This window comes from Streptomyces sp. AMJ-169 (genome assembly GCF_055597585.1).
In genome coordinates this window covers 219150-242450 of sequence record NZ_JBVLTJ010000009.1, presented here as the reverse complement: position 1 = coordinate 242450, position 23301 = coordinate 219150, and the positions used below count along the sequence as shown (strand labels likewise).

The 23301-nt window shown below is 72.7% G+C and carries 17 protein-coding genes; 6 read left to right on the top strand and 11 right to left on the bottom strand.

Annotation, left to right across the window (positions count from 1 at the left end; genetic code table 11):
* Positions 1-48 precede the first annotated feature (48 nt).
* Together ACYUD3_RS23375 and ACYUD3_RS23370 are read left to right on the top strand one after the other, a co-directional pair.
* Positions 49-936, top strand: coding sequence for a LysR family transcriptional regulator (locus tag ACYUD3_RS23375; protein ID WP_470972935.1), 888 nt, complete (start codon positions 49-51; stop codon positions 934-936).
* 90 nt (positions 937-1026) lie between these two features.
* Positions 1027-1416, top strand: a complete 390-nt coding sequence (locus tag ACYUD3_RS23370) for a cold-shock protein (protein ID WP_470972933.1) — start codon at positions 1027-1029, stop codon at positions 1414-1416.
* A gap of 113 nt (positions 1417-1529) precedes the next feature.
* On the opposite strand, the gene ACYUD3_RS23365 is transcribed toward ACYUD3_RS23370, so the two are convergent.
* A complete protein-coding gene (locus ACYUD3_RS23365) occupies positions 1530-2885 on the bottom strand; it encodes an alpha/beta fold hydrolase (protein ID WP_470972931.1) in 1356 nt (451 codons plus the stop codon).
* Between the two features lie 235 nt (positions 2886-3120).
* Here ACYUD3_RS23365 and ACYUD3_RS23360 point away from each other — a divergent pair, with 235 nt between their 5' ends.
* Positions 3121-3684 carry an MBL fold metallo-hydrolase gene (locus tag ACYUD3_RS23360; protein ID WP_470972929.1) on the top strand — a complete coding sequence of 188 codons (564 nt, stop codon included), beginning with the start codon at positions 3121-3123 and terminating at the stop codon, positions 3682-3684.
* Between the two features lie 330 nt (positions 3685-4014).
* Here ACYUD3_RS23360 and ACYUD3_RS23355 read toward each other — a convergent pair whose 3' ends face one another.
* The 6 genes from ACYUD3_RS23355 to ACYUD3_RS23330 all read right to left on the bottom strand — a co-directional run bounded on the left by ACYUD3_RS23355 (position 4015) and on the right by ACYUD3_RS23330 (position 13157).
* On the bottom strand, positions 4015-5904 hold the full coding sequence (locus tag ACYUD3_RS23355; RefSeq protein WP_470972927.1) for an ATP-binding protein: 1890 nt from the start codon (positions 5902-5904) through the stop codon (positions 4015-4017).
* A 200-nt stretch (positions 5905-6104) separates the two neighbouring features.
* The gene (locus tag ACYUD3_RS23350; RefSeq protein WP_470972925.1) at positions 6105-8069 is read right to left on the bottom strand and encodes an anthranilate synthase family protein; all 1965 of its coding nucleotides are present in this window, start codon (positions 8067-8069) and stop codon (positions 6105-6107) included.
* Positions 8066-8722: an isochorismatase family protein gene (locus ACYUD3_RS23345; RefSeq protein ID WP_470972923.1), complete on the bottom strand. Its 657-nt coding sequence runs from the start codon at positions 8720-8722 to the stop codon at positions 8066-8068. The genes ACYUD3_RS23350 and ACYUD3_RS23345 overlap by 4 nt, the downstream gene beginning before the upstream one ends.
* A 39-nt stretch (positions 8723-8761) precedes the next feature.
* Positions 8762-9949, bottom strand: a complete 1188-nt coding sequence (locus ACYUD3_RS23340; protein ID WP_470972921.1) for a 3-deoxy-7-phosphoheptulonate synthase — start codon at positions 9947-9949, stop codon at positions 8762-8764.
* A gap of 399 nt (positions 9950-10348) precedes the next feature.
* Positions 10349-11497 (bottom strand): IS701 family transposase, encoded by a 1149-nt coding sequence (locus ACYUD3_RS23335; protein ID WP_470972919.1) that lies wholly within the window; start codon positions 11495-11497, stop codon positions 10349-10351.
* A gap of 268 nt (positions 11498-11765) precedes the next feature.
* On the bottom strand, positions 11766-13157 hold the full coding sequence (locus tag ACYUD3_RS23330) for an MFS transporter (protein ID WP_470973245.1): 1392 nt from the start codon (positions 13155-13157) through the stop codon (positions 11766-11768).
* A gap of 233 nt (positions 13158-13390) precedes the next feature.
* Between ACYUD3_RS23330 and ACYUD3_RS23325 the strand changes: the two genes are divergently transcribed.
* A complete protein-coding gene (locus ACYUD3_RS23325) occupies positions 13391-14002 on the top strand; it encodes a TetR family transcriptional regulator (RefSeq protein WP_470972917.1) in 612 nt (203 codons plus the stop codon).
* Positions 14003-14068: 66 nt separating this feature from the next.
* Positions 14069-17524 (top strand): carboxylic acid reductase, encoded by a 3456-nt coding sequence (car, locus tag ACYUD3_RS23320; RefSeq protein ID WP_470973243.1) that lies wholly within the window; start codon positions 14069-14071, stop codon positions 17522-17524.
* Between the two features lie 42 nt (positions 17525-17566).
* On the opposite strand, the gene ACYUD3_RS23315 is transcribed toward car, so the two are convergent.
* The 4 genes from ACYUD3_RS23315 to ACYUD3_RS23300 all read right to left on the bottom strand — a co-directional run bounded on the left by ACYUD3_RS23315 (position 17567) and on the right by ACYUD3_RS23300 (position 22502).
* Positions 17567-18241 carry a response regulator transcription factor gene (locus tag ACYUD3_RS23315; protein ID WP_470972915.1) on the bottom strand — a complete coding sequence of 225 codons (675 nt, stop codon included), beginning with the start codon at positions 18239-18241 and terminating at the stop codon, positions 17567-17569.
* Complete coding sequence (locus tag ACYUD3_RS23310; RefSeq protein WP_470972913.1) at positions 18238-19419, bottom strand: sensor histidine kinase; 1182 nt, start codon at positions 19417-19419, stop codon at positions 18238-18240. Before ACYUD3_RS23310 ends, ACYUD3_RS23315 begins: the two co-directional genes overlap by 4 nt.
* A 46-nt stretch (positions 19420-19465) precedes the next feature.
* Positions 19466-21679 (bottom strand): MMPL family transporter, encoded by a 2214-nt coding sequence (locus ACYUD3_RS23305; protein WP_470972911.1) that lies wholly within the window; start codon positions 21677-21679, stop codon positions 19466-19468.
* A 187-nt stretch (positions 21680-21866) separates the two neighbouring features.
* Positions 21867-22502 (bottom strand): NAD(P)-dependent oxidoreductase, encoded by a 636-nt coding sequence (locus tag ACYUD3_RS23300; protein WP_470972909.1) that lies wholly within the window; start codon positions 22500-22502, stop codon positions 21867-21869.
* 155 nt (positions 22503-22657) lie between these two features.
* Here ACYUD3_RS23300 and ACYUD3_RS23295 point away from each other — a divergent pair, with 155 nt between their 5' ends.
* Complete coding sequence (locus ACYUD3_RS23295; RefSeq protein ID WP_470972907.1) at positions 22658-23284, top strand: acyl-CoA-like ligand-binding transcription factor; 627 nt, start codon at positions 22658-22660, stop codon at positions 23282-23284.
* Positions 23285-23301: the final 17 nt, after the last annotated feature.

Below are 23301 nucleotides of genomic sequence, written 5' to 3'. Positions count from 1 at the left end.
TCGGTGTTGCGCAAAATGCATGCACTGGATCATCTATACGCTTCAGTCATGGACAGTCACATCGATACCGCACGTGCCGTCGGCGCCGTCGAGCTGCGTCAGCTGCGCTGTCTCGTGGCGATCCTCGACGAGGGGAGTTTCACGGACGCCGCCGCCGTCCTGGGCCTCTCGCAGGCCGCTATGTCGCGGACGCTGGCCTCGCTGGAGAAGGCGCTGGGGGTGCGGCTGGTGCGGCGGACGTCCCGGGTCGTGGTGCCGACGGCCGTGGGGACGCGGGTGGCGGCGCAGGCGCGGCGGGTGCTCGGGGAGGTGTCGGCGCTGGTCGAGGAGGCCGCGTCGGGCCACGGCAAGCTGCGGATCGGCTACGCGTGGGCGGCGCTCGGGCGGCACACGGTGGCCTTCCAGCGGCGGTGGGCGGAGCGGCGTCCGGAGACGGATCTGCATCTCGTCCGGATGAACTCGCCGAGCGCCGGGCTGGCCGAGGGGACGTGTGAACTGGCGGTCGTACGGCGGGTGTTGGAGGACCGGCGGTTCGACAGCGCGATCGTCGGACTCGAACGGCGGCTGTGCGCGCTGCCGGCCGACGACCCGCTGGCCCGGCGGCGCGCGGTGCGGCTCGCGGACCTCGCGACGCGGACGCTGCTGATCGACCGGCGGACGGGGACGACGACACCGGAGCTGTGGCCGCCGGAGGCGCGTCCGGCGGTCGAGGAGACGCATGACGTCGACGACTGGCTGACGGTGATCGCGACCGGCCGGTGCGTCGGTCTGACCGCCGAATCGACCGCGCACCAGTACCCTCGGCCGGGCATCGTCTACCGTCCGGTACGGGACGCGGAGCCGGTGGCCGTACGCTTGGTGTGGTGGCGGGGCGATCCGCATCCCGCCACGCAGAACGTGATCGAGCTGCTCACGGCCGTGTATCGCGGTCAGTGAACGCCCGGAGGTCGCCCTCGGGGCCCAGCCTTGGTTACGATCTGCCACAAGTTCACCGGAGTGGGTGTTTCGAGGCTGTTGGGGGTCGGGATGGTTGCCGGTCGTGTGGTGCGCTTCGACAGCGCGCGGGGTTATGGATTCATCGCGCCCGACGACGGCGGGGAAGATGTCTTTCTCCATGTCAACGACATGTTGATGCCGGAGTCGCAGGTGCGCAGGGGCGTGGCCGTGGAGTTCGAGATCGAGGACGGCGAGCGCGGTCCGAAGGCGTCCGACGTGCGGCTCGCACGCGGTGCCGACGGCAAGCCGCTCACGCCGGACGACGACGTGCTGTGCGACGTCCTGAACACGGAGGAGTTCACCCGGGAGGTGACGGAGGCGCTGCTGTCTTCGGCCCCTTCGCTCACGGGTGAGCAGATTCTCCAGGTCCGGCAGGGCCTGGCGCAGTTCGCCAAGCACCACGGCTGGGTCGAGGGCTGACCTAGCCGGCTGACTGAATCTGCGGTTCGATGAACCGATGCTCCCCCTGTGGCCGTGTGCCGCAGGGGGAGCGCCTTTTCGGGCGGCGTTTAAAGCGCTTTAAACGGCTTGCCTCAAGGCCGTTCGCGGCCGACGGTGAGCCGCGCGGGCCGGTGCTGGATGTACGCGGCCCCGTCGAGCCCGAGCGCGCTCGCCGAGCTCTGGAGGGCGGCGGCGGTCGCGACGGCGTCCCAGTGGCCGGTCTCCACGCGGTGCTCCAGCGCGTGCAGCGCGGCGACCGTCTCGGCGGTCGTGAACGCGCAGTGCCCGGGCCGCTCGACGTACGCCTGCCGCAGCAGCGCCGCGTCCCCGGCGGCCCGCACCCGCTCGGCGAACCGGGTCTCCTGCTCGGCCGGGACGAGGTTGTCGGCGGTCGTGTGCACGTCCAGGAGGGGCACGTCGAGGCCCTGTCCGGCCGAGGAGGTGCGCTCGGCGGTGCGGACGGCGGCCGGGTCCGCGGTGACCGTGGCGCCGGCCGTGAGGCGCGCGAGGTCGGCGCGCAGGTCGAGTCCGGCGGCCCGGTACAGCGCGCGCACCTGCGGCGCGTGGACGGAGCCGGCGAGCAGCCGGTCGTACTTGACGCCCTTGTTCCAGGAGTTGTTGCCGCCGACGGACTGCTCGACGGCGTACCGGCCGCCCTCGACGAAGGCGAGGATGCCTTGCGCGAACCAGGCGTACTGCTGTTTCTGCTGGGCGGCCCAGTCGCCGGCGGCGGGGCGGGCGCCCGACGACCACGCGGGGAGGTTCAGGAAGGCGGCGGCCAGGGCGACGCGGGCGCGGCCCTCAGGGGTCGTCTGGGCGGCCGTGACGGCGTCGGTGAGCTTCTGGGCGGTCGCGGCGGCCTCGGCGGCGGAGCCGAAGCGGACGAGTTTCACGTCCTCGCCGGGCAGCAGCAGGCGCGCGAGCGTGTATTCGGCGTCCAGTTGGTAGTTGTCGAGGTCCGTGGCGCCGGCGACCAGGCCGCACAGGCCGACCGCGCCGTCGATGCGGCCGGCCGCGTCGCGGGCCATGCGCGCGTTGACGAGGCCGCCCATGGAGGAGCCGAGACTCAGTACGCGCGCGGGTTCGCCGATTTTCGCCGTGACCGCGTCAATGGTCTGGAACTGGTCGCGTTCCGCGCTCTCCAGCGCCCAGATCGAGCCGTTGGGATCGTAGGACGATCCCGTCAACGCGTATCCCTGGCGCAGGAGTTCCTGGCGGACCGCCTCGGTGGGGGCGTTGAGGGCCTTGAGGGCGCCGAATCCGTGGCTGAAGACGATCAGGGTGCCGTTCCAGTCGGCGGGGACGTCGGCTATCCAGGTGGCGCCGTCCTCAAGGGTGCCGGTGAGGTGTTCGGGGGCGGTGTCCTGGGCGTGGGCCTGGGGGGCGACTAGGGCGGCGGACAGGGTGAGGGCCAGGGCCGTCAGGGCGAGCCGGGGGCGGGTGCGCATGGGATGCGGCTCCTGTGTCAGGGGGGTTGGGGGGTCCGAAGGGGCGGATGCCAGGAGGGGGTGCGGAAGCGGCTCGGAATCTAGGGCTGTTTTCAGATCGCCGTCAATCTTCTGCACAACATCGACAGTTACGGGGGTTCACTTTCGGACCGCCGTCCCCGCCCCGCCCGGGAAGTCCTTCCGGCCACCGGGTTCACCCCTGTGCCTGACCCCGCCGTGGCGTTAGGGTTCCGGGATGACCGCCACCTTCCGTGTCCTGACGTCCGGTTATGTCGGTCCGCGCACCGCGAGCACGGTGAGCGTCGTACGCGACGGGGCCGCCGTGGTCGTGGTGGATCCCGGCATGGTCGCCGACCGCGGGCTGATCCTCGACCCGCTCGCCGCCGAGGGAATCGCGCCGAATCAGGTCACCGACGTGGTCTTCAGCCACCATCACCCCGACCACACGCTCAACGCCGCGCTGTTCCCCCTGGCCCGTTTCCACGACCACTGGGCGGTCTACCAGAACGACATCTGGACCGACCGCCCGGCCGACGGCCACCACCTCTCCCCGTCGATACGCCTCGCGTCGACCCCCGGCCACACCGCCGAGGACATCAGCACCCTGGCCGACACCGAGGAGGGGCTGGTCGTCTTCACCCACCTGTGGTGGAGCGCCGAGGGACCGGTGGAGGACCCTTACGCCCACGATCCGGAGATGCTGCACATCCACCGGGAGAAGGTGCTGGCGATGGGTCCGGCGCTGATCGTGCCGGGGCACGGGGGAGCGTTCGTGCCGGGGGCGGGGACGCCTAGGTGAGTTCGGGGGAGGCGAGTTGGGGGTGCGGCGAGTCCGGGGTGAGGCAAGGGAGCCGCCCCACGCCCCGCGTCCCCACGCCCCGCGTCCCCGCGCCCCGCGTCCCCGCGCCCGCTCCAGAGGGAGCCGCCCACACGCTTCCGCGCCCCCACGCTCCCGCGCCCCCTCCGCTCCCCCGGGGGGGGAGCCGCCCGCACGCCCCCTCCGCCGCCGCTCCGGAGGGAGCCGCCCCCCGCGCCCCGCACCTCCGCGCCCCTCCATCGCCGCTCCGGAGCGAATCGTCCCCGCACCTCCGCTCCCCCCTCCATTGCTGCTCCGGAGGAAGCCCCCCCCTCACACCCCCACCGGCACAAACACCCCCTCCCCCCACCCCGTCCTCCCCTCCTCGATGTCCGCGATCAGCCCCCGCAGGGCCGCTCCGCCGTCCGGTGCGTCGAGGTGGACGTCGTGGGTCGCCAGGGTGCGGTGGGCGCGTTGCCATGCCCGGCCGGGGTGGCCGTCGTGGTGGTCGGCGACCGCCAGGGCGTAGCGGGCCAGGAGGGTCGCCCAGGCGTCGGCGGGGACGCCGGGCTGGGCCAGGGCCCGGTGGGCGGTGCGGCGGGCCGTCGTGGGGGTGCGGCCGGACTGGAGGACTGCCAGGGCCGCGAGGCTGACCGCAGGTCCGGGGCCGCCCGGGGCGCCGGGCGGGATCGTGTCGGCGGCCTGCGCGAAGCACTCCGCCGCCGCCTCCGACTGCCGTTCACGCCAGGCCAGTACGCCCTCGACGTGGGCGACACGGCCGACGGTCGCGTCGTCGCCCGCGAGGACCGCGCCGGTCCAGGCCCGGCCGAGGAGTTCGCGGGACCCGGCCGGATCGCCGGCGGCGCTCAGCCAGGCCGCCAGCCAGAGGGCGCGGGGAGTCAACGGGCCCGCCGGGTCCGTGAGCGGGAGCAGCCGGCGCAGATGGTCGCGGCCCTGCGCGGCGTACCCGTGCACCGCCCACCAGAACCAGAGGTTCACGACCGTCTCCAGTGCTGCCTCAACCTGCCCGGTGCGGCCGGGTACTTGGCGGACGAAGGCGGTGAGGTCGTCGTACTCGTCGCGAACCAGCTGGACGGCCTGGCGCTGGTGGCCGTCGGTCCAGAGGTTCTCGGCGACGGCGGCCACGCGGCGGTAGTGCAGCGCGTGCCGTTCCTCCGCCACCGGCAACTCCCCTGTCTCACGCAGCCGTTCGGTGCCGAAGTCGCGGGCGGCGCGGGCCATCCGGTAGCGCGGCGGACGTACCCCGCCGCTCTCCCCCACCGCCTCCAGCACTCCGGCCGCCGCCAACCGGGCGAGCAGGGACGGGACTTGGTACGGCTGCACGCCGGAGCCGGTGCAGAGGTAGACCGCCGTCGCCTCGGTGAACGCGCCCGCGAAGACGCTCGCCCGCGACCAGACGGACCGCAAGTCCTTCGCGCACAGCGCGTATTCGGCGCCCATCGCTTTGCGCAGCGAACGGTGCCTGCGCGGGCCGGAGTTGGGGCCCGCGAGCCAGCACTGGTCGCGTTCGAGCCGGGCGGCGAGGGTGTGCACCGGGTGCCGGGTGAGCTGTCCGGCGGCCAGTTCGAGGGCGAGCGGGACTCCTTCCAGGATCCGGCAGACCTGCCGTGCCGCCGCCAAGTCGACCTCCTTGCACGGCAGTTCGCTCCGCCCCAGCAGCAGCTCCACGGCGTCCTCGTCCCCCAACGCCCCCAGCCGCAGCACCCGTTCGTCCCCCAGCCCGAGCGCCCGCCGCGCCGTCACCAGCACCCGCAGCCCCGGCACCGCCATCAACGCCCGCTGCACCAGGCCCACACACTCGGCGTGCGCGGCGTCGACGTCGTCCAGCACGAGGAGAAGCCGTGAGCCGGTCACCGCGCGCAGGGCGGCCACCGGATCCGCGGAAATCAACCGCGCCCCCGACTCCGTACCCGCGCCACCCCTCAGCACCCGCACCACCCCCTCCCCCAACACCCTTCCCCCGCCCCACCGTTCAGGCCCCCACACCCACACGGCCCGCCCCCCGGCCACCTCCCGCGCCAGCCGGCTCTTCCCGACCCCCACCGCCCCGGTGACCGTCACCAGCCGGTGCCCCCGCAGCGCCGTCCGCAGCGCCGCCGTCTCGGCGGACCGGCCGACCAGGACCCCGTCGCCCGCCGGCCCGCCGGCCCCCGCCTTCCGGCGCCGGGGCAGGGTGTCCGGGCCGTCGGCACATGTCCACACGTTCGGCACTCTCCATAGCCGTGACCTGCGTGTCCGCAGGGCGACGCCATGGTCCCGGGGCCCCGACCCACCGCCGCCCCGATTGCAGAATCGTCACTGCACCAGCGTCACGACTAGCTCAACGGCATACGGGTACGGCGGGTGGCGGGGGATCACACGTGCCGACGAACGGCCGAACGCGCTGTTGACGAGAGCCGGCCCTAGACCAGGGCGGCGGCGAGCCCTGTGACCAGGCCTGTCGTCAGCCCTTCGACGATCCGCAGGCCGTCCTGGCTGAGCAGCGACTCCGCGTGGAACTGCATGGACGCGAAGTGCGGCCCGCGCAGCGCGTGCACCTCGCCGGTCGCGGGGTCGCGGCTGAGGTGGAGGGTGCCGTGGTCGGGGTGGTCGAGGCGGTCGGCGGCGGCGCGGGCGGCGAAGGTGTTGTAGAAGCCGACGCGGGCCGGGGCGCCGAAGAAGTCGATCTCCTTCTGGACGCCCTGGTTGGGGGTGTCCCGGCGGACCAGGGGGAGGCCGAGGCGGGAGCTGAGGACCTGGTGGCTGAGGCAGACCGCGAGGAAGGGGCGGCGCTCGCGCAGGAGGGCGGCGAGCGTGCCGTGCAGATGCGCGATCTTGGGGTCGGCGGTGTCGCGGGGGTCGCCGGGTCCGGGGCCCATGACGACGAGGTCGTGGCCGTCGGTGTCGTACGCCTCGTCGAACCGACGGACCGTCACTTCCAGCCCCAGCGAACGGAGTTGGTGGTCGAGCATCGCGGTGAAGGTGTCCTCCGCGTCGATCACCAGGGCGGTGCGGCCGGTCAGCTCGGTCTCCCTCGCGGGGTCCTTCGTGAGCCAGAAGCCGGCGAGGTGCGCGTTGCGCTGCTCCAGGGCCGCGCGGACCTCGGGGTGCGCGGCCAGGGAGGGGGCGGTGCGGGCGCCGGGGGCGGCGTCCGCACGCAGGGCCGCGAGGAGGCCGGCCGCCTTGGCGCGGGTCTCGGCGACCTCGGAGGCGGGGTCGGAGTGGCGTACGACGGTGGCGCCGACGCCGATCGCGAGGCGGCCCGTGGCATCGATGTCGGCGGTGCGGATGAGGATCGCGGAGTCGAGGGCGGGGGCGCCGTCGGGGTCGTGGCCGATGAGGGCGAGGGCGCCGCTGTAGTAGCCGCGGCCCTGCGGCTCGTACCGCTTGATGACGCGGCAGGCGCTCTCCAGGGGGCTGCCGGTGACGGTCGGCGCGAACAGGGACTCGCGCAGCACGAGCCGGGGGTCGAGGGTGCTGTGGCCCTCGACGAAGTACTCGGTGTGGGCGAGGCGGGCCATCTCCTTGAGGTGCGGTCCGGTGACCCGGCCGCCGCTCTCGCAGATCCGGGCCATCATCTTGAGTTCTTCGTCGACGACCATGTACAGCTCGTCGGCCTCTTTGCGGTCGGCGAGGAAGCCGAGGACGCCGTCGAGGGTGGGGCCGCCGGCCGGGTAGCGGTAGGTGCCGCTGATCGGGTTCATGACGGCGGTGGCGCCGCTGAGGCTGACGTGCCGTTCGGGGCTGGCGCCGACGAAGGTGCGCTCGCCGGTGTGCACGACGAACGTCCAGTAGGCGCCCGCCTCTTGGCGCAGCAGCCGGCCGAAGAGGGCGAGGGCGCTGCGGTGGGTGTAGCCGGTGATGTCGGCGACGAACGAGCGTTTGAGGACGAAGTTGGCGCCCGCGCCGGTGCCGATCTCCTCGCGGATGACGTCGCGGACGAGGCGGGCGTACTCCTCGTCGTCGACGTCGAAGTGCTCGCCGGTCAGGGCGGTCGGGTCGGCGGGGAGGCGGTCGAGGACGCCGGCGACGGGGAGGCGGGCCTGTGCGGTCACCGTCAGCGCGAGCAGCGGGGCGCCGTCGTCGGCGCAGTCGTAGCCGCGTTCGGTGAGCTGGCGGTAGGGGATGATCGCGAGGACGTCGTGGCGGGCGCGGCCGGGCTGCGGCGGCGGGGCGGGGAGGTCGGCGAGGCGGGCGGGGGTGGTGAGGTCGCCGGTGAGGAGGTCGAGGGTGGCGGGGCCGGTGGCCTCGGGTCTGTGCAGGAGGGCGAAGGCGGGCGGGTGGTCGGCTAGGACGCGGGCCAGCAGGTCGGCTCCCTCTGGATCCAGGAGACTTGTGGCGTCCGCGCGCTCGACTTCCGTATTCCCCGGCAGACTTGCGGCGCTCATGCGGTCAACTCCCGTTCGGTGGACGTCAGCGCGGCGGCGGCCGTGTCGGTGGTGGTGACGACGGCGCAGCGCTGGGCGGCGTAGTCGAGGGCCTGGCGGTGGTGGGCGGCGGAGAAGTCGGCGACGGCGTCGGCCACGAGGAAGGTCTCGATGTCGCGGGTGAAGGCGTCGACGGCGGTCATCAGCACGCCGACGTGCGCGTACACCCCGCACAGGATCAGCTGGTCACGGCCGTTGTCGCGGAGCCAGTCCTGGAGCGCCGAGCGGTGGAAGGCGCTGTAGCGCCACTTGGTGAAGACGGCGTCCTGGGGCGCGGGCGCGAGGGGTTCGGCGACCTCGCGGTCGGCGGGGTCGACGCGCATCCCGGGCCCCCAGAAGTCCTTGAGCAGCCCGCGCTCACTCTCGCTCATGCCGCCGGGCTGGGCGGTGTAGCCGACGGGTACGCCGTGCGCGGCGGCGGCGTCGCGCAGCCGGGCGGCGTTCGCGACCAGAGGTGTGCGCACCAACTCGGGGAGCGGGCGCAGGAAGTAGCGCTGCATGTCGTGGACGAGCAGCGCGGCGCGGTCCGGATCGACCTTCCAGGGCGCGGTGTTGGACGGCAGGTCCGCGGCGCCGGGCAGCGCGTAGGGCTCGATGGGGGGTATGCCCGCCATGGAATTCCTTACGTAGCAGGTGAGTTGGGGTACGACGGCTCAGGCGGCGACGGGCTGGCGGCTGACCCGCCAGGCGCCGACGGCGGCGAGCGCCTGGGCGGGGTTGAGGCGGGGGTCGCAGAAGCTGGTGTAGGCGGCGCCGGGTGTCTCGGAGGCGTCGGTGACGCACTCGGTGACGTCGTCCGGGGTGGTCTCCAGGTGCAGTCCGCCGGCGGTGCCGCCGGCTTCGGCGACCGCGCCCCTGAAGTGGTCGATCTCCCGTGTGACAGTGTCGAGTTGACGGGTCTTGCGGCCGTCGGCTGCGGTGACGGTGTTGCCGTGCATCGGGTCGCTGAGCCAGCTGACGGGGTGTCCGGCGGCGCGGACGGCGGCGACGAGCGCGGGCAGCCGCGCGGCGACGGCGTCGGCGCCCATGCGGGCGATGAGGGTGAGCCGGCCGGGGGTGCGGTCGGGGTCCAACGCGGCGCACAGACGCAGGAGTTCGCCGGGTTCCATGCCCGGTCCGACCTTGCAGGCGACGGGGTTGGCGACGCGGGCGAGGAGGGCGACGTGGGCGCCTTCGGGGTCGCGGGTGCGTTCGCCGATCCAGGGCCAGTGGGTGGAGGTGAGCAGCAGCCGTCCCCGTGCGTCGCGGCGCAGTTGGGGGATCTCGTAGTCGAGGAGCAGCGCTTCGTGGCTGGTCCAGACGGGTCCGCCGACGGTCGTCGCGGGGTGCGGGCCGTGCCAGCCGAGGTGGCCCATGATCGCGTGGGCCGCGTCGTGGCAGGACAGCAGCCGCTCGGGGTCGGGGACGCGGGCGGCCGGGTCGGGTTCGGGGCTGTTGACCATGTGCCCCCGGTAGGAGGGGAGTTCGACCCCGCCGACCCGCTCGAAGTTCTGCGAGCGCGGCTTGGCGTACTGCCCGGCGATCCGGCCGACGCGTACGACGGGACGGCCGCTCTCCAGTTCCAGGGCGCCGGCGAGCATGGTGAGCAGTCCGGCCTTGCGGGCGACCTGGGCGGCGGTGGCCTCGGCGGGGTCCTCGGCGCAGTCGCCGGCCTGGAGGACATGGGCCTCGCCTGCGGCGACGCGGGCCAGTTGGGCGTGCAGGGCGTCGATGTCGTGCGGCCGGGCGAGGGCGGGGCGGCCGGCGAGGGCGGCGCGGACCTCGGTGAGGCGGGCGGGGTCCGGCCAGGGCGGTTGCTGGCGGGCGGTTTCGTGGCCGAGGTCGAGCAGCACGGCGTCCACTGGTTCTCCGATCGGGGGAAGGCGAGGCGGGAAAGCGCCGTCTCGGGGCGTCGTCGGCGAGCGGCGTGGTTCTCGGGCAGCGCTGGGAAACGGCCCGGCCCGCGGGGGAAAACCGCGCGCGGGCGTCGTGGGCCGCGGGCGGGAGACATGAAGGAACGGCGGCGCGAATCCGGCCGCCGCGATGCCGTCGTGCAGTCCCCCGTCCGAGTGCCGGCCCGGTCCGGGCGGCACTCACAGAGCATGGGGCGGGGGCAAAAGCGCTGCCAATGATTTGCGGTGCGATCCGTCAGGCGCGCGGTGATGTGTCAGGTGGCCGGAAGTCCGTCAAGTCCCTTGGCGGGAAACAGAAGAATCCCCTGCGGCGGGGGTGTCCGCAGGGGATTCGGCAGGGGAGCGGCTTCAGCGGGCGAGGTCCACGACGGCGTGGGCGGCCGAGGCCAGGGTGACGTGCCGGTGCCAGCCGCCGAAGGAGCGGCCGGTGAAGTCGCGGATGCCGACCCGGTCGGAGATCTCGGCGAAGGCCCGGTCGGTGTGTTCGGTGAGGCGGGTGAGGCGCACGAGGGGGGCGGGCTGGCAGGAGGTCATGTTGGTCAGCCACAGCTGGGGGCGGCGGTGGCCCTCGGTGACGCCGAGCAGGGTGACCTCGTCCTCGCCGAGCGGCGCGGCGCCGGCCGGGAGGGAGACGCGTACGGTCGCGGCGAGCGGGGCGCTGCGGGAACCGGGCCAGTTCACGGGGCGGCGCAGGTCCCGGGCGACGTCCATGATCCGGCCGGCCGGGAGCACGCGGCCTACGCTGGCGGGGAGTTGGGGGTCGGTGACGGTGAGCCGTACGTCGTGTCCGGTGCGGACGAGGAGGGGGACGCCGGAGCCGGCGAAGCCGTGGAAGACGGCGGCGGCGTGTGCCTCGTCGGTGTCGACGATGAGGGGGCGGACGGGCAGACCCCAGTCCAGAATCGTTTCGGCACAGGCGCCGATCACGCATTCGGTGAGGTTCTCCGGGCCGACGTCGTCGGGTATCGCGCTCTGGCTGCGTCTTCGGTCGTCCTTCAGCCAGTTCTTGGGCAGGTGCAGCCGCCAGTTGAACGGCACGGCCGACTCTTCGGAGGCGGCCCAAATGCCTATCGCGCGCTGGGCGTTGAGGACCTGGCCGAGGTCGGGGAAGAAGTGTTTGTCGACGCCCACCGAGTGGTGGCCGGACTTCGGGATGACCATGAGCCGGGCGACCCAGGCCTGCGGCGGCCGGGCGGCCACCAGGTGTTCGGCGAGCGCCTGCCGCACGGGGACCCAGTCCCAGGTGGAGGAGGTGATGAAGTGATGCAGGTTCTGTTCGGAGACGTGTTCGTCGAAGAGGGCGGCGATGGCGCGGATGGACTTGCGGCCCTCGGCCTCCAGCAGACCGCGTAAGTAGTAGATGCCCTTCCGGTACTGGTCGCTCCGGGTCAGACAGGCGAACAGCTGGGCCGAGAGGTCGGCGAGCGCCACATCACGCGAACCCGCCGGAAAAGCCATGCGCGCCACGGTGTCGGGGCGCAGGTCGACGTAGGTCATGAGTCTCCTTGGTGCCGCCCGCTGATGATCAGCCCCGACAGTAATGGCCACTGACCGTGATGACCACCATACACAGAGAGAGTGTCAAGTCGGGAATATGTAAATCTCGGGCCAAAGCGGCGAAGAATCTGTGGGTTTGCTGTGTGCGTTCCGAAAGGAAGGGGCGTCTATGGAGGGGTGCTTCGGGTAGGCGGAGGCGCGTTTCGGGTGTGCGGGGGCGCGTGTGCGGGCACGAGCGCCCCCGCCGGTCACCTCAGGGACACGCCTGTCAGGAGTGCGCCTCCACAGCCCCCTCCCGGGGCACCCACCGCACCGCCAGCCACCCGAGCAGCAGGCACAGCGCGCTCGCGACGCCGACGGCGACGTGCAGACCGGAGACGAACGCGTCCTTGGCCTCCTGCGCGACGGCCGCCGAGATGCCCGGGGTGTCGAGAGTCTCGTCCAGCGTCCCGGCGACGTCGGGCCCGAGCAGCCGGAAGCAGACGGCGGCGAGCGAGCCGAGCAGGGAGATGCCGAGGGCGTTGCCGAGTTCGTTGCTCATCTCGGCGATCGAGGCGGCCGACCCGGCCCGCTCGGCGGGCACGGCGGCCACGGCCGTCTCCGCGACGAGGCTGAAGGAGAGCCCGTACCCGATCCCCGCGACCATCGTCGAGGCGACGAACGCCGGTACCCCGCCCACCACTTGGGTCAGCAGCATCAGCAACAGCCCGACGCCCATGGTGAAGTGGGACAGGATGAGCGCGGCCCGCTTGCCGATCCGGTCCACGACGGCGCTCGTCCCGATGCAGACGACGGTCAGCACGACCGCGCCCGGCACCGCCAGCAGCGCCGACGTCAGCACCGCGTGCCCCAGCACCGACTGGAGGTAGATCCCGCTGAGATACCCGGCCGCCGCCCAGGCGACCAGCGAGAGCAGCCCGGTGAGGATCGCGACGGTGAACACCCGGTCCTTGAACAGCCGCAGCTCCAACAGCGGGTGTTCCAGGGTGAACTGACGCCGGATGAACAGCACGACGATCGCGACGCCTACGACGCCCACGATCATCTGCACCGCTGAAATCCCGTGCGCCGCCGCCGACTTGACGGAGTACACCGTCAGCAGGATGCCGGCCGCCGAGAGCAGCACGCTCAGCGCGTCCACCCGGCCGGGGCTGGACTCGCGCACCTCCTTCAGCAGGGCGGGCGCGAGGGCGAGGAACAGCACGACGACCGGGATGTTGATCAGGAAGACCGAGCCCCAGGCGAAGTGGTTGAGCAGCAGCCCGCCGACGATGGGCCCGACGGCGAACCCGGCCGCGAAGGTGGCCGCGAAGATGCCGATGGCCTGGGCGCGCTGCTTCGCGTCGGCGAAGAGGCTGCTGATGACCGCGAGCGAGGACGGCAGCAGGGTCGCGCCGCCGAGGCCCATCACGGCCCGGCAGAGGATGAGGACCTCGGGGCTGGACGAGAGGGCCGCGCCCACCGATCCCGCGCCGAACACCAGCGCCCCGGCGAGCAGGAACTTGCGCCGGCCGTAGCGGTCACCGAGGTTGCCGAAGGCGATGAGCAGCGACGCGACGACGAAGCCGTAGCTGTCGAGGATCCACAGCGCCTGGTCCGTGGAGGGGGTGATCGCGGACGTGATGGACGGCATCGCCAGATAGAGGACGGAGCCGTCCATCGCGACGAGCGCGACCGGGCCGAGCACGACGAGGAGGCCGAGCCAGGCACGCCGGCCGGCCCGTTCCGCGACTAAGTCGAGGGAGGTCACGGGCAACCTTTCAGAAGAGGGCGCGGAATATCGCGCGTACGCCGTACTCGAAAAGCGTGTACGGAAACAGGTAAAGATCACGCGTACGCCGTACGCATAATTTCATGCGTACGGTGTACGCACGGCGCTGGTTAGACTACAGCATGGCCATCAAGACGCAAGGCAGGCAGCCGAGTTCACCCGGGCTGACGCGGCGCGCCATCGTCGGAGCCGCCGTCCGCATCGCCGACGCCGAAGGCATCGCGGCGCTCTCCATGCGCCGGCTGGCGAACGACCTCGACTCGGGTGTCATGTCGCTGTACCGGCATATCGCGAACAAGGACGAACTGCTCACCGCGATCACCCGCGCGGTCTGCGACGAGCACCCCTACCCCACCCCGGCGCCGGCGCACTGGCGGGACGCGGTGCGGCTCGCGGTCGAACTCGACTGGGAGGTCTACCGCAAGCACCCCTGGACGCTCGTCACGCAGGCCTCCGCGCGCCACTTCAAGGACACCAGCTGCCTGGACTGGATGGCGGACGCCCTCAGCGGGCTGACCGACAGCCCCGAACTGGCCCGCACGCTCACGCTGACCGTCTGGTCATACACCCAGGGCGCCTCGATCCAGCGGGTCGCGCAGCAGCTGCTGCCCGGGGACGAGGAGCCGGAGCAGTCACCGATCCGGCCGACCGAGGAAGATTTCTTCGTGGGGCTCGAAGTGCTGCTGGACGGGTTCGAGCGGCAGGTGAAGGGGGAGCAGCTGTCGGGCCGGTGAACGGCATTCCCGCGCCGCCGACTTGACGGATTCCGCGTACTTGACGGATTCCGCGCGCCCTGATGGATTCCGGTTTTCTTTCCCGCTCCCCCGCGTCCCGCTGGCTACGCTCTGGCCGGATTCCCACCCCACTACGCGACGCGGAGACCTACAGTGCGACTCGCCGAACTCATGGGAAATGTCTTTGAACGGCATGCGGACCGGACGGCGACGGGAGAGCGGACACGGGAGTTCGTGCGCGACCCGCGCACCGGGCGGACGACGGCGCGGCTGCTGCCCCGCTACGAGACCACCAGCTACCGCGAACTGTGGGAGCGGATACGGGCGTTGGCCGGCGCGTGGCACCACGGCGAGCGGCCGGTGCACGCGGGCGACCGGATCGCGCTGCTCGGCTTCACCAGCCGCGACTACGCGGTCCTGGACCTGGCCTGTATCCATCTCGGCGCGGTGAGCGTCCCGTTGCAGACATCGGCGCCGGCCGGTCAGCTGGCGGAGATCGTGACCGAGACCCGCCCGACGGTCGTCGCGGCGAGCACCGAACGCCTGCCCGCGGCGGCCGAGTTCGTCCGGGACACCCCGTCGGTCCGGCAGCTGGTGGTGTTCGACCACCATCCCCTGGACGACGACCAGGCGGACCGGCTCACCGGTGTGCGCGGGCAGCTCGCCGAGGCCGGGCGGGCGGACGTCGAGATCGTCACCGTCGCCGAACTCCTCGACCGGGGCCGGGAGTTGCCCGCCGCCCCGCTGCACCGGCCGAACGACGGCGAGGACCCCCTCGCGATGCTGATCTACACCTCCGGCAGCACCGGCACCCCCAAGGGCGCCATGTACACCGAGCGGCTGGCCCGCGCGATGTGGGGCGGGGCCTGGTCGAAGCTGTTCGCGGGCACGGACGTCGTGACCGTCAACTACATGCCGATGAGCCATGTCGCCGGGCACTCCTCGCTCAAGAACGCGCTGGTGCGCGGCGGTTCGACCTTTTTCACAGCGAGCAGCGACCTGTCGACGTTCTTCGAGGACATCGCCCTGATCCGGCCGACCGAGCTGTCGCTGGTCCCCCGGGTGTGCGAACTGCTGCACCAGCGCTACCAGAGCGAGCTGCACCGCCGCCTCGACGAGGGCACGGACCCCGCTCAAGCCGCCGCCGGGGTACGGGAGTTCCTGCGCGGGGAGGTCCTGGGCGGCAAAGTCACCTGGGCCAGCTGCGGATCGGCCCCCTTGTCGACCGAACTGACGGAGTTCACCGAGGAGTTGCTGGGCCTGCCGCTGCACATCGTGTACGGCTCGACGGAGGCGGGCGGGGTCGCCGTGGACGGGGTGCTGCTGCGTCCGCCGGTCCTCGACTACAAGCTGGTGGACGTCCCCGAACTCGGCTATTTCCGCACCGACTCGCCGCATCCGCGCGGTGAACTCCTGCTGCGCACCGACGTGGTGGTACCCGGCTACTACCGGCAGCCCGAGCTGACGGCCGAGTTGTTCGACGCGGACGGCTACTACCGGACCGGGGACATCGTCGCCGAACTCGGCCCGGACCGGATCGCGGTCGTGGACCGCCGCAAGAGCGTACTGAAGCTGTCCCAGGGCGAGTTCGTGGCCACCGCCCGGCTGGAGGCGGTCTTCGCCGCCGCGCCGCTGGTCCGGCAGATCTTCGTGCACGGCAGCGGCGAACGCTCGTACCTGCTGGCCGTGGTGGTCCCCACCGAGGACGCGCTGACCCGGTACGGCGCCGAACCGGCCCGTCTGGAGGGCCTGTTGGCCGAGTCGTTCCGGCGCATCGCCCAGGAGCGGGGGCTGAACTCGTACGAGATACCGCGCGGACTGCTGCTGGAGACCGATCCCTTCAGCCAGGCCAACGGGCTGCTGTCCGACCACCGCAAGCTGCTGTGGCCGAAGCTCCTGGAGCGCTACGGCGCCCGGCTGCGGGGGCTGTACGAGGCGATCGAGGAGCGGGAGCGGCGGGAGCTGGTGGAACTGCGCCGGGCGGGCGGGGAGCGGCCCGTCCTGGAGACGGTGCTGCGGGCGGCGGGGGCGCTGCTGTCGGGGGCGGTGGACCCTGAGGCGCGGTTCCGGGAGCTGGGCGGGGACTCGCTGTCGGCGGTGTCGCTGTCGGAGCTGCTGCGGGACACGTTCGGGGTGGCGGTGCCGGTCGACGTCATCATCAGCCCCGCCCACGATCTGCGGCAGCTGGCCGCGTACATCGAGGCGAAGCGGGCGAGCGCGGGGACGCGGCCGACGTTCGCGTCGGTGCACGGGGAGGACGCCGCCGAGGCGCACGCCAAGGACCTGACCCTGGACCGGTTCCTGGACGCCGAACTCCTGTCAGCAGCACGGGAGTTGCCGTCACCCGCCGGGGAGCCGCGGCATGTGCTGCTGACCGGGGCGAGCGGTTACCTCGGGCGGTTCCTGACGCTGGAGTGGCTGCGGCGGCTGGAGCCCTCCGGCGGGAAGCTGACGGTGGTCGTGCGCGGCAAGGACGCGGCGGCGGCCCGGCGGCGGCTGACCGACGCGTTCGGCGCGGACTCGGAGCCCGCCCGGCTGCTCGCCGAGGCGGACGGGGGCCGGCTGGAGGTCCTCGCCGGGGACATCGCCGAACCCTCGCTCGGGCTGGCCCCGGCGGACTGGGACCGGCTGGCCGGGGAGAGCGACCTGATCGTCCACGCGGGCGCGCTGGTCAACCACGTCCTGCCGTACCCGCACCTGTTCGAGGCGAACGTGGTCGGCACCGCCGAGGTGATCCGGCTGGCGCTGACGACGCGGCTGAAGCCGGTGACGTACATCTCCAGCGTGGCCGTCGCCAACTCGCGGGCCGGGGCGCCGCTGGACGAGGACTCCGACGTCCGCGAGGCGCTGCCCTCGCTGCCGGTGGACGGCGGGTACGCGGGTGGGTACGCCGTCAGCAAGTGGGCCGGTGAGGTGCTGCTGCGGGAGGCGCACGACCTGTGCGGGGTGCCGGTGACGGTGTTCCGCTCGAACATGATCCTGGCGCACCGGGAGTACGCGGGGCAGCTGAACGTGCCGGACATGTTCAGCCGGCTGCTGTACAGCGTGCTGGCGACCGGGGTGGCGCCGGAGTCCTTCTACCAGGGCGACGGGGGGCGCGCGCACTACGACGGGCTCCCGGTCGACTTCACGGCGGACGCGGTCGTCGCCCTCGGGCCCGCGCTCGCCGGGTACCGGACGTACAGCCTGGTCAATCCGCACGACGACGGCATCTCGCTGGACACGTTCGTGTCCTGGCTGATCGCGGACGGGCATCCGGTCGAGCGGATCGGGTCCTACGCGGACTGGCTGGTCCGGCTGGAGGCGGGGCTGCGCGCGCTGCCCGAGGAGCGGCGGCGGCTTTCGGTGCTGCCGCTGCTGCACGGCTTCCGTGAGCCGGAGGCGGTGGTGTCCGGTTCGGCGATTCCGTCGGAGCGGTTCCGGGAGGCCGTGCGGGAGCGGGGGGTGCGCGGGGGGCGGGAGGTGCCTCGGCTGTCGGTGGAGCTGATCCGGAGGTATGCGGCGGATCTGGGGGCGCTGTAGGCGTCGGTCGGCGGGGCGGGCGCTCTCTGGGAGCGCCCCCTCTCAGCGGGGTCTCGCCTCCACCAGCCCCGACTGGTAGGCGATGACGACCAGTTGGGCCCGGTCGCGCGCGTGCAGCTTCGTCATCGCGCGCTGGATGTGGCTGCGGACGGTGAGATGGCTGAGGACCAGCTTCTCGGCGATCTCCGTGTTGGAGCGGCCCAGCGCGGCGAGGGACATGACCTCGCGTTCGCGGTCGGTGAGGGTCTTGAGGAGGGCGGGCGGGGCCAGTTCCTCCTCGGGGTCCGGGGCGGCGAGGAAACGGGTGATGAGGGTGCGGGTGGCGGTCGGGGACAGCAGGGAGTCGCCGGCCGCGACCGTGCGGATGCCGGCGAGGAGGACTTCGGCGCCGACGTCCTTGCCGAGGAATCCGCCCGCGCCCGCGCGCAGAGCACGGGCGACGTTCTCGTCGTCTTCGAACGTGGTGAGGATGAGGACGTGGGTTGACGCCAGGGCGGGGTCGGCGCAGATCTCGGCGGTGGCGGCGAGGCCGTCGGTGCCGGGCATGCGGATGTCCATGACGACGACGTCGGGGGTGTGCTCGCGGGTGAGGTCGACCGCCTCGCGGCCGTCGGCGGCCTCGGCGACGACCGTCATGCCGGGGTCGGAGTCGATGAGGATGCGGAAGGTGGCCCGCAGGAGGGCCTGGTCGTCGGCGAGGAGGACGCGCGTGGTCATGGGGCGTGGCCTTCGTCTGGTTCGCGGTGGTGCAGCGGGAGGGTGCAGGCGACCTCGAAGCCGCCGTCGGGCCGGCGGCCCGCGTGGAACGCGCCGCCGACGGAGAGGGCCCGCTCGCGCATGCCGGTGAGGCCGAAGCCCCGGCCCGCGGGCGCGGTGTGGCCCGCTTCGTTGCGGACGGTCAGGGTCAGGTGGTGCGGGGTGTAGGCGAGCCGGACGCGGGCGGCGGGGGTCGCGGCGTACTTGGTGGCGTTGGTGAGGGCTTCCTGGACGATGCGGTAGGCGGTGAGGTCGACGGCGGGCGGCAGCGGCTGCTCGGGGCCCTCGGTGACGACGGTGACGGTGACGCCCGCCGTGGCGCAGGCCGCCGTCAGCTCGGGCAGCAGGGCGAGGCCGGGCGCGGGCGCGAGGCCGCCGTCGTCGGGGTCCTGGCGCAGGACGCCGACGGTCGCTTTCAGCTCGCGCAGCGCCGAGGCCGTCGTACCGGAGAGGTTGTCGAGGATCTCGAAGGCCTGGGCGGGGTTGGTGCGGGCGAGGTGGGCTGCGGTGGAGGCCTGGGCGTTGGCGAGGGCGAGGTGGTGGGCGACCACGTCGTGCAGCTCCCGCGCGATGCGCATGCGCTCCTGGATGACGCGGCGGCTCGCCTCCTCCTCCTTCGCGTGCTCGGCCTGCTCGGCGCGGGCGGCGTGGTAGGCGCGGCGCATCTGGACGTAGCCGCCGAAGGCGACCGGGAGGAGGGTCCAGGCGACCGGGTTGACGACGGTCAGCAGGAACTCGTCGCGGCGCAGGGCGGCCACGAGTCCGATCACGGTCATCCCGGCGCACGCGAACAGGGCGCACAGCCGGCGGGTCCTGAGGTCCTCGCGGACGCCCACGGAGTACAGCGCGACGATCATCGGCACGGTCAGCAGCGGGGTGAGCAGCATGCCGAGGGCGCCCTGTCCCATCGTGCACAGCGTGGTCACCGCCGCCACCTCGCGCGGGCGGTGGTGGCGCCAGGGCAGGACGGCCCCGGCGACGGTCGCCAGGATCGCGGCGGGCAGCAGATGCCCCGCTCCGAACGACCATCCCGCGCTCAGGGCGCTGCCGCCGACGCTCGCGCCGATCGCCGACGCCATCACCCAGACGTCATGCACCGGCGTGTGAAGTCCTGAGGACCGCCACCGGTGCATGCTCATAGGGGTTTCTCCAAGGGTCTCTTCCGCGAGGGTGTGGACAGAACGGTCAGGAACGGAGACTCATCGTGACAGACGGGTCTGACAACGGGGGCGGGACGGCCTCCTCGTCCGCCTCGAGTCCCGCGCCTTCGACGTCCACGTGGGGCAGCACCCGGTCGAGCCACTTGGGCAGCCACCACGCCCGGTCCCCGAGCAGCGCCAGCACCGCCGGTACGAGGGCCATGCGGACGACGAACGCGTCGAAGAGGACGGCGATCGCGAGGCCGAAGCCGATGGTCTTGACCATGGACTCGCCGGCGCCGATGAACCCGGAGAACACGGCGATCATGATGACGGCGGCGGCGACGACCACGCGCGCGCTGTGCCGGAAGCCGCTGACGACGGCGGCCGGGGCGCTGTCCCCGTGGACGTACGCCTCGCGCATACGGGCGACGAGGAACACCTCGTAGTCCATGGCGAGGCCGAAGACGATGCCCACCAGGAAGATCGGCATCAGGCTCATGATCGGACCGGTCTGCTCGACCCCGATGAGGGAGGCGCCCCAGCCCCACTGGAAGACGGCGACGACGGCGCCCAGGGAGGCGAGGACGGACAGCAGGAACCCGAACGCGGCCTTGACGGGGACCATGACCGAGCGGAAGACCAGCAGCAGGAGGATCAGGGCGAGGCCGATGATGACGACCAGGTAGGGCACCAGGGCGTCCTGGAGGGACTGGGCGATGTCGATGTTCATCGCGGTGCTGCCGGTGACCTCGAAGGTCGCGCCGGTCGCGGACTCGGTCGCGGGGCGCTCCGCGCGGATCTTCTGCACGAGGCTCTTGGTGGCCTCGGCGTTGGGTCCGGTCGAGGGGACGGCGGAGAACAGGGCGGTGTCGCCGGCCTGGTTGAACCGCGGGGCGGAGACGGAGACGACGCCCTTGGTGTCCTTGATCTTCTCGGCGACCGTCGCGGCGGCCTCCTTGGCGTCGGTGGCCTTCCTGGCGTCCACGACGACGGTCAGCGGCCCGTTGAAGCCGGCGCCGAAGCCCTGGGCGAGGTCGTCGTAGGCGCGGCGTTCGGTCGTCGAGGTGGGCTTGGACTCGTCGCCGGGCATGCCGAGTTCGAGGTGGGCGGCGGGTACGGCGAGGGCGCCGAGGCCGGCGACGCAGGCGAGCAGGACGGGCACCGGGCGGCGCAGCACGAACCGGGCCCAGCGGGTGCCCATGCTGTCCCCGGAGACGCGCTCCTGGCCGCGCTTGCGGGTCTTCCTGGACAGCGTGGCGTTCGGCCACATGCCGAGCAGGGCGGGCACCAGGGTGAGGGCGACCAGGACGGCGACGACGACGGCTCCGGCGGCGCACAGGCCCATCTTGGTGAGCATGGGCACGCCGACGACGGAGAGGCCTGCCAGGGCGATGACGACGGTGAGTCCGGCGAAGACGACGGCCGATCCGGCGGTGCCGGTGGCGCGGGCGGCGGCCTCGGCGGGCGCGCGTCCGTGCGCGCGTTCCTCGCGGTAGCGGGAGACGACGAACAGGGCGTAGTCGATGCCGACGGCGAGGCCGAGCATGGCGGCGAGGGTGCCGGTGGTCGCGGTGAGTCCGAGGAGGCTGCCGACGGCCGTGATCGCGGTCATGCTGACGCCGACGCCGATGAGCGCGGTGAGCAGCGGCAGTCCGGCGGCGGCCAGCGAGCCGAAGGTGATCAGCAGGACGACGGCGGCGATGAGGATGCCGATGCCCTCGGAGGCGCCCCCGGCGGCGGGGGTGGAGGAGAGCGCGCTGCCCGCGGTCTCGACGGTCAGCCCGGAGTCGCGGGCCTCGTCGACGATCTTCTCCAGGGCGGTCTTGTCGGCGGCCGTGAGGTCGGCGGAGGCGACCTTGTAGGTGACCGACGCGTAGGCCGTGGTGGCGTCCTTGCTGACCGCGTGGGCGGTGAAGGGGCTGGTCGCGGCGGCCACCTTGGGTTCACCGGCGGCCTCGGCGACGAGTTTGTCGATGGCCGCGCGGTGTCCGGGCGCGGTGACCTTCTCGCCCTTGGGGGCGACGAACACCACGCGCGCGTAGGCGCCGTTGGAGTCCCCTCCCGGGAAGCGCTCGCCTATCAGGTCGTTGGCCTTCTGCGCCTCGATGCCGGGCATGAACGACGTGCCGCCGTCGTCCCCGGCGGGCGCCTTGGCCGCGGCGGCGCCGAGGGCGCCGAGCAGGACGGCCCACAGCAGCACGACCAGCCAGCGCCGCCGGAAGGCCGTGCGGCCCAGTGAAGAGAGAAAGGTAGCCACGGGAAAGGGTTCTCCAGATCACAGGGGTGGGGACCCTGTAAGGCTCGCCTGGAGCGCCCCGCGCGCGCGTCGTGCCGGTGCGTGCACCTGCCGGTGGTGCAACGGCACCAGGAGGAGCGCCGCGCCTACTCCTCAGGTATGACAACCAGCCACCTGGGCGCCCGCATAATCACGCCGCCGGCGGTGCTCAATAGCCCACCGTGAAGCGCTGGTTGAGGTGCTGCGGGTGCTCGATCTCGTCGACGACGGCCACGGCGAAGTCCTCGTACGAGATCCGCGCGGTGCCGTCCGCGCCGATGACGGGCCGGTCCAGGCCGGTGCGGTAGCGCCCGGTGCGCTCGCCGGGCGCGAAGTGGACCGGGGGCGGCGAGAGGTAGGTCCAGGTGACCTCGGGGCCGAGCGCCCGGTAGGCGTCGAGGGCGCGGAGCTGGCCGACGGCGTACGGCTTGAACTCCGCGGGGAAGTCGGGGCGGTCGTAGAACCGTACGCCGCTGTCGTCGAGGAGGCTCGCGCCGCCGCCCATGTGCAGGATGCGCGGGGCGCCGGGGGCGAGGACGCGGACGGCGGCCGCCGCGGTGGCGACGGCATCGGTGTAGAGGCGGGCGTCGGGGCCGCCGACGGTCAGGACGAGGGCGTCGGCGCCCTGGGCGGCGGCGGTGACCGACTCGGGGTCGGTGACGTCCCCGGCGAAGGGGCGGGCCGCGCGGGGTACGTGTGCGGTGTTCCTGGCGACCCCGATGACCTCGTGCCCGCGTGCGGCGGCCTCGTTAGCGATGCGCGACCCGGCTTTCCCGGCGGCTCCGAAGACGACGATCCTGCTCATGACATGACTTCCTTCGCTGGAGATCACCGGTCCCGTCACCGTACGACGCCGTCCGCGGGGCGGCAGCATGGGACTGGACCAGCCGGGTGAACTTCTTGCAGAGTCTGCATTGATTGCATTGACGCCATGGTTGCAGAGTATGCAATCATGAACGCGTGACACCACTGGGGAAAGACCTGCGCGACCGCAGGCGGCGCCAGACCAGCCAGGAGATCCATGAAGCGGTCATCCGGCTGGCTCAGGAGCACGGCTTCGACAAAGTGACCGTCGACATGATCAGCGCCGAGGCGGGCGTCTCGGCGCGGACGTTCTTCAACTACTACCCGGGCAAAGAGGCCGCGGCGGTCGGCCACGCCCCGATCGAGCTCCCCCCGGAGCTGGTCCGCCGCTTCATCTCGGGCGGCCCGGCCCATCCCCGCACGGTGCTGGAGGAGCTGACCCGCGCGCTGGTGGAGCACGTCGCCGAGGACCCCCCGCAGCGCCGCGAGGTGCGCGAGGTCTTCGACCTGGCGTACGGCGCGCCCTCCGTACTGGCCGCGCTGATGGCCCGGTTCGACGCGTTCCGCCAGTCCATCGTCACGGCGGTGGCCGAACGCCTCGGCCCCGAGGCGGACCCCGAGATCCCCGACCTGATCGCGACGGTCGCGATGTCCGCGCTGCGCACGGGCATGGAGCGCTGGGCGATGGGCGAGGACGACGTCTCCCCGGTGCCGTACATGGAGCGCTCCGCCGCGCTGCTGCACAGCCTGTTCACCACCCCGGCCGCCCCCGACCGCCCCTGACCGCCGCTGCCCCCTGG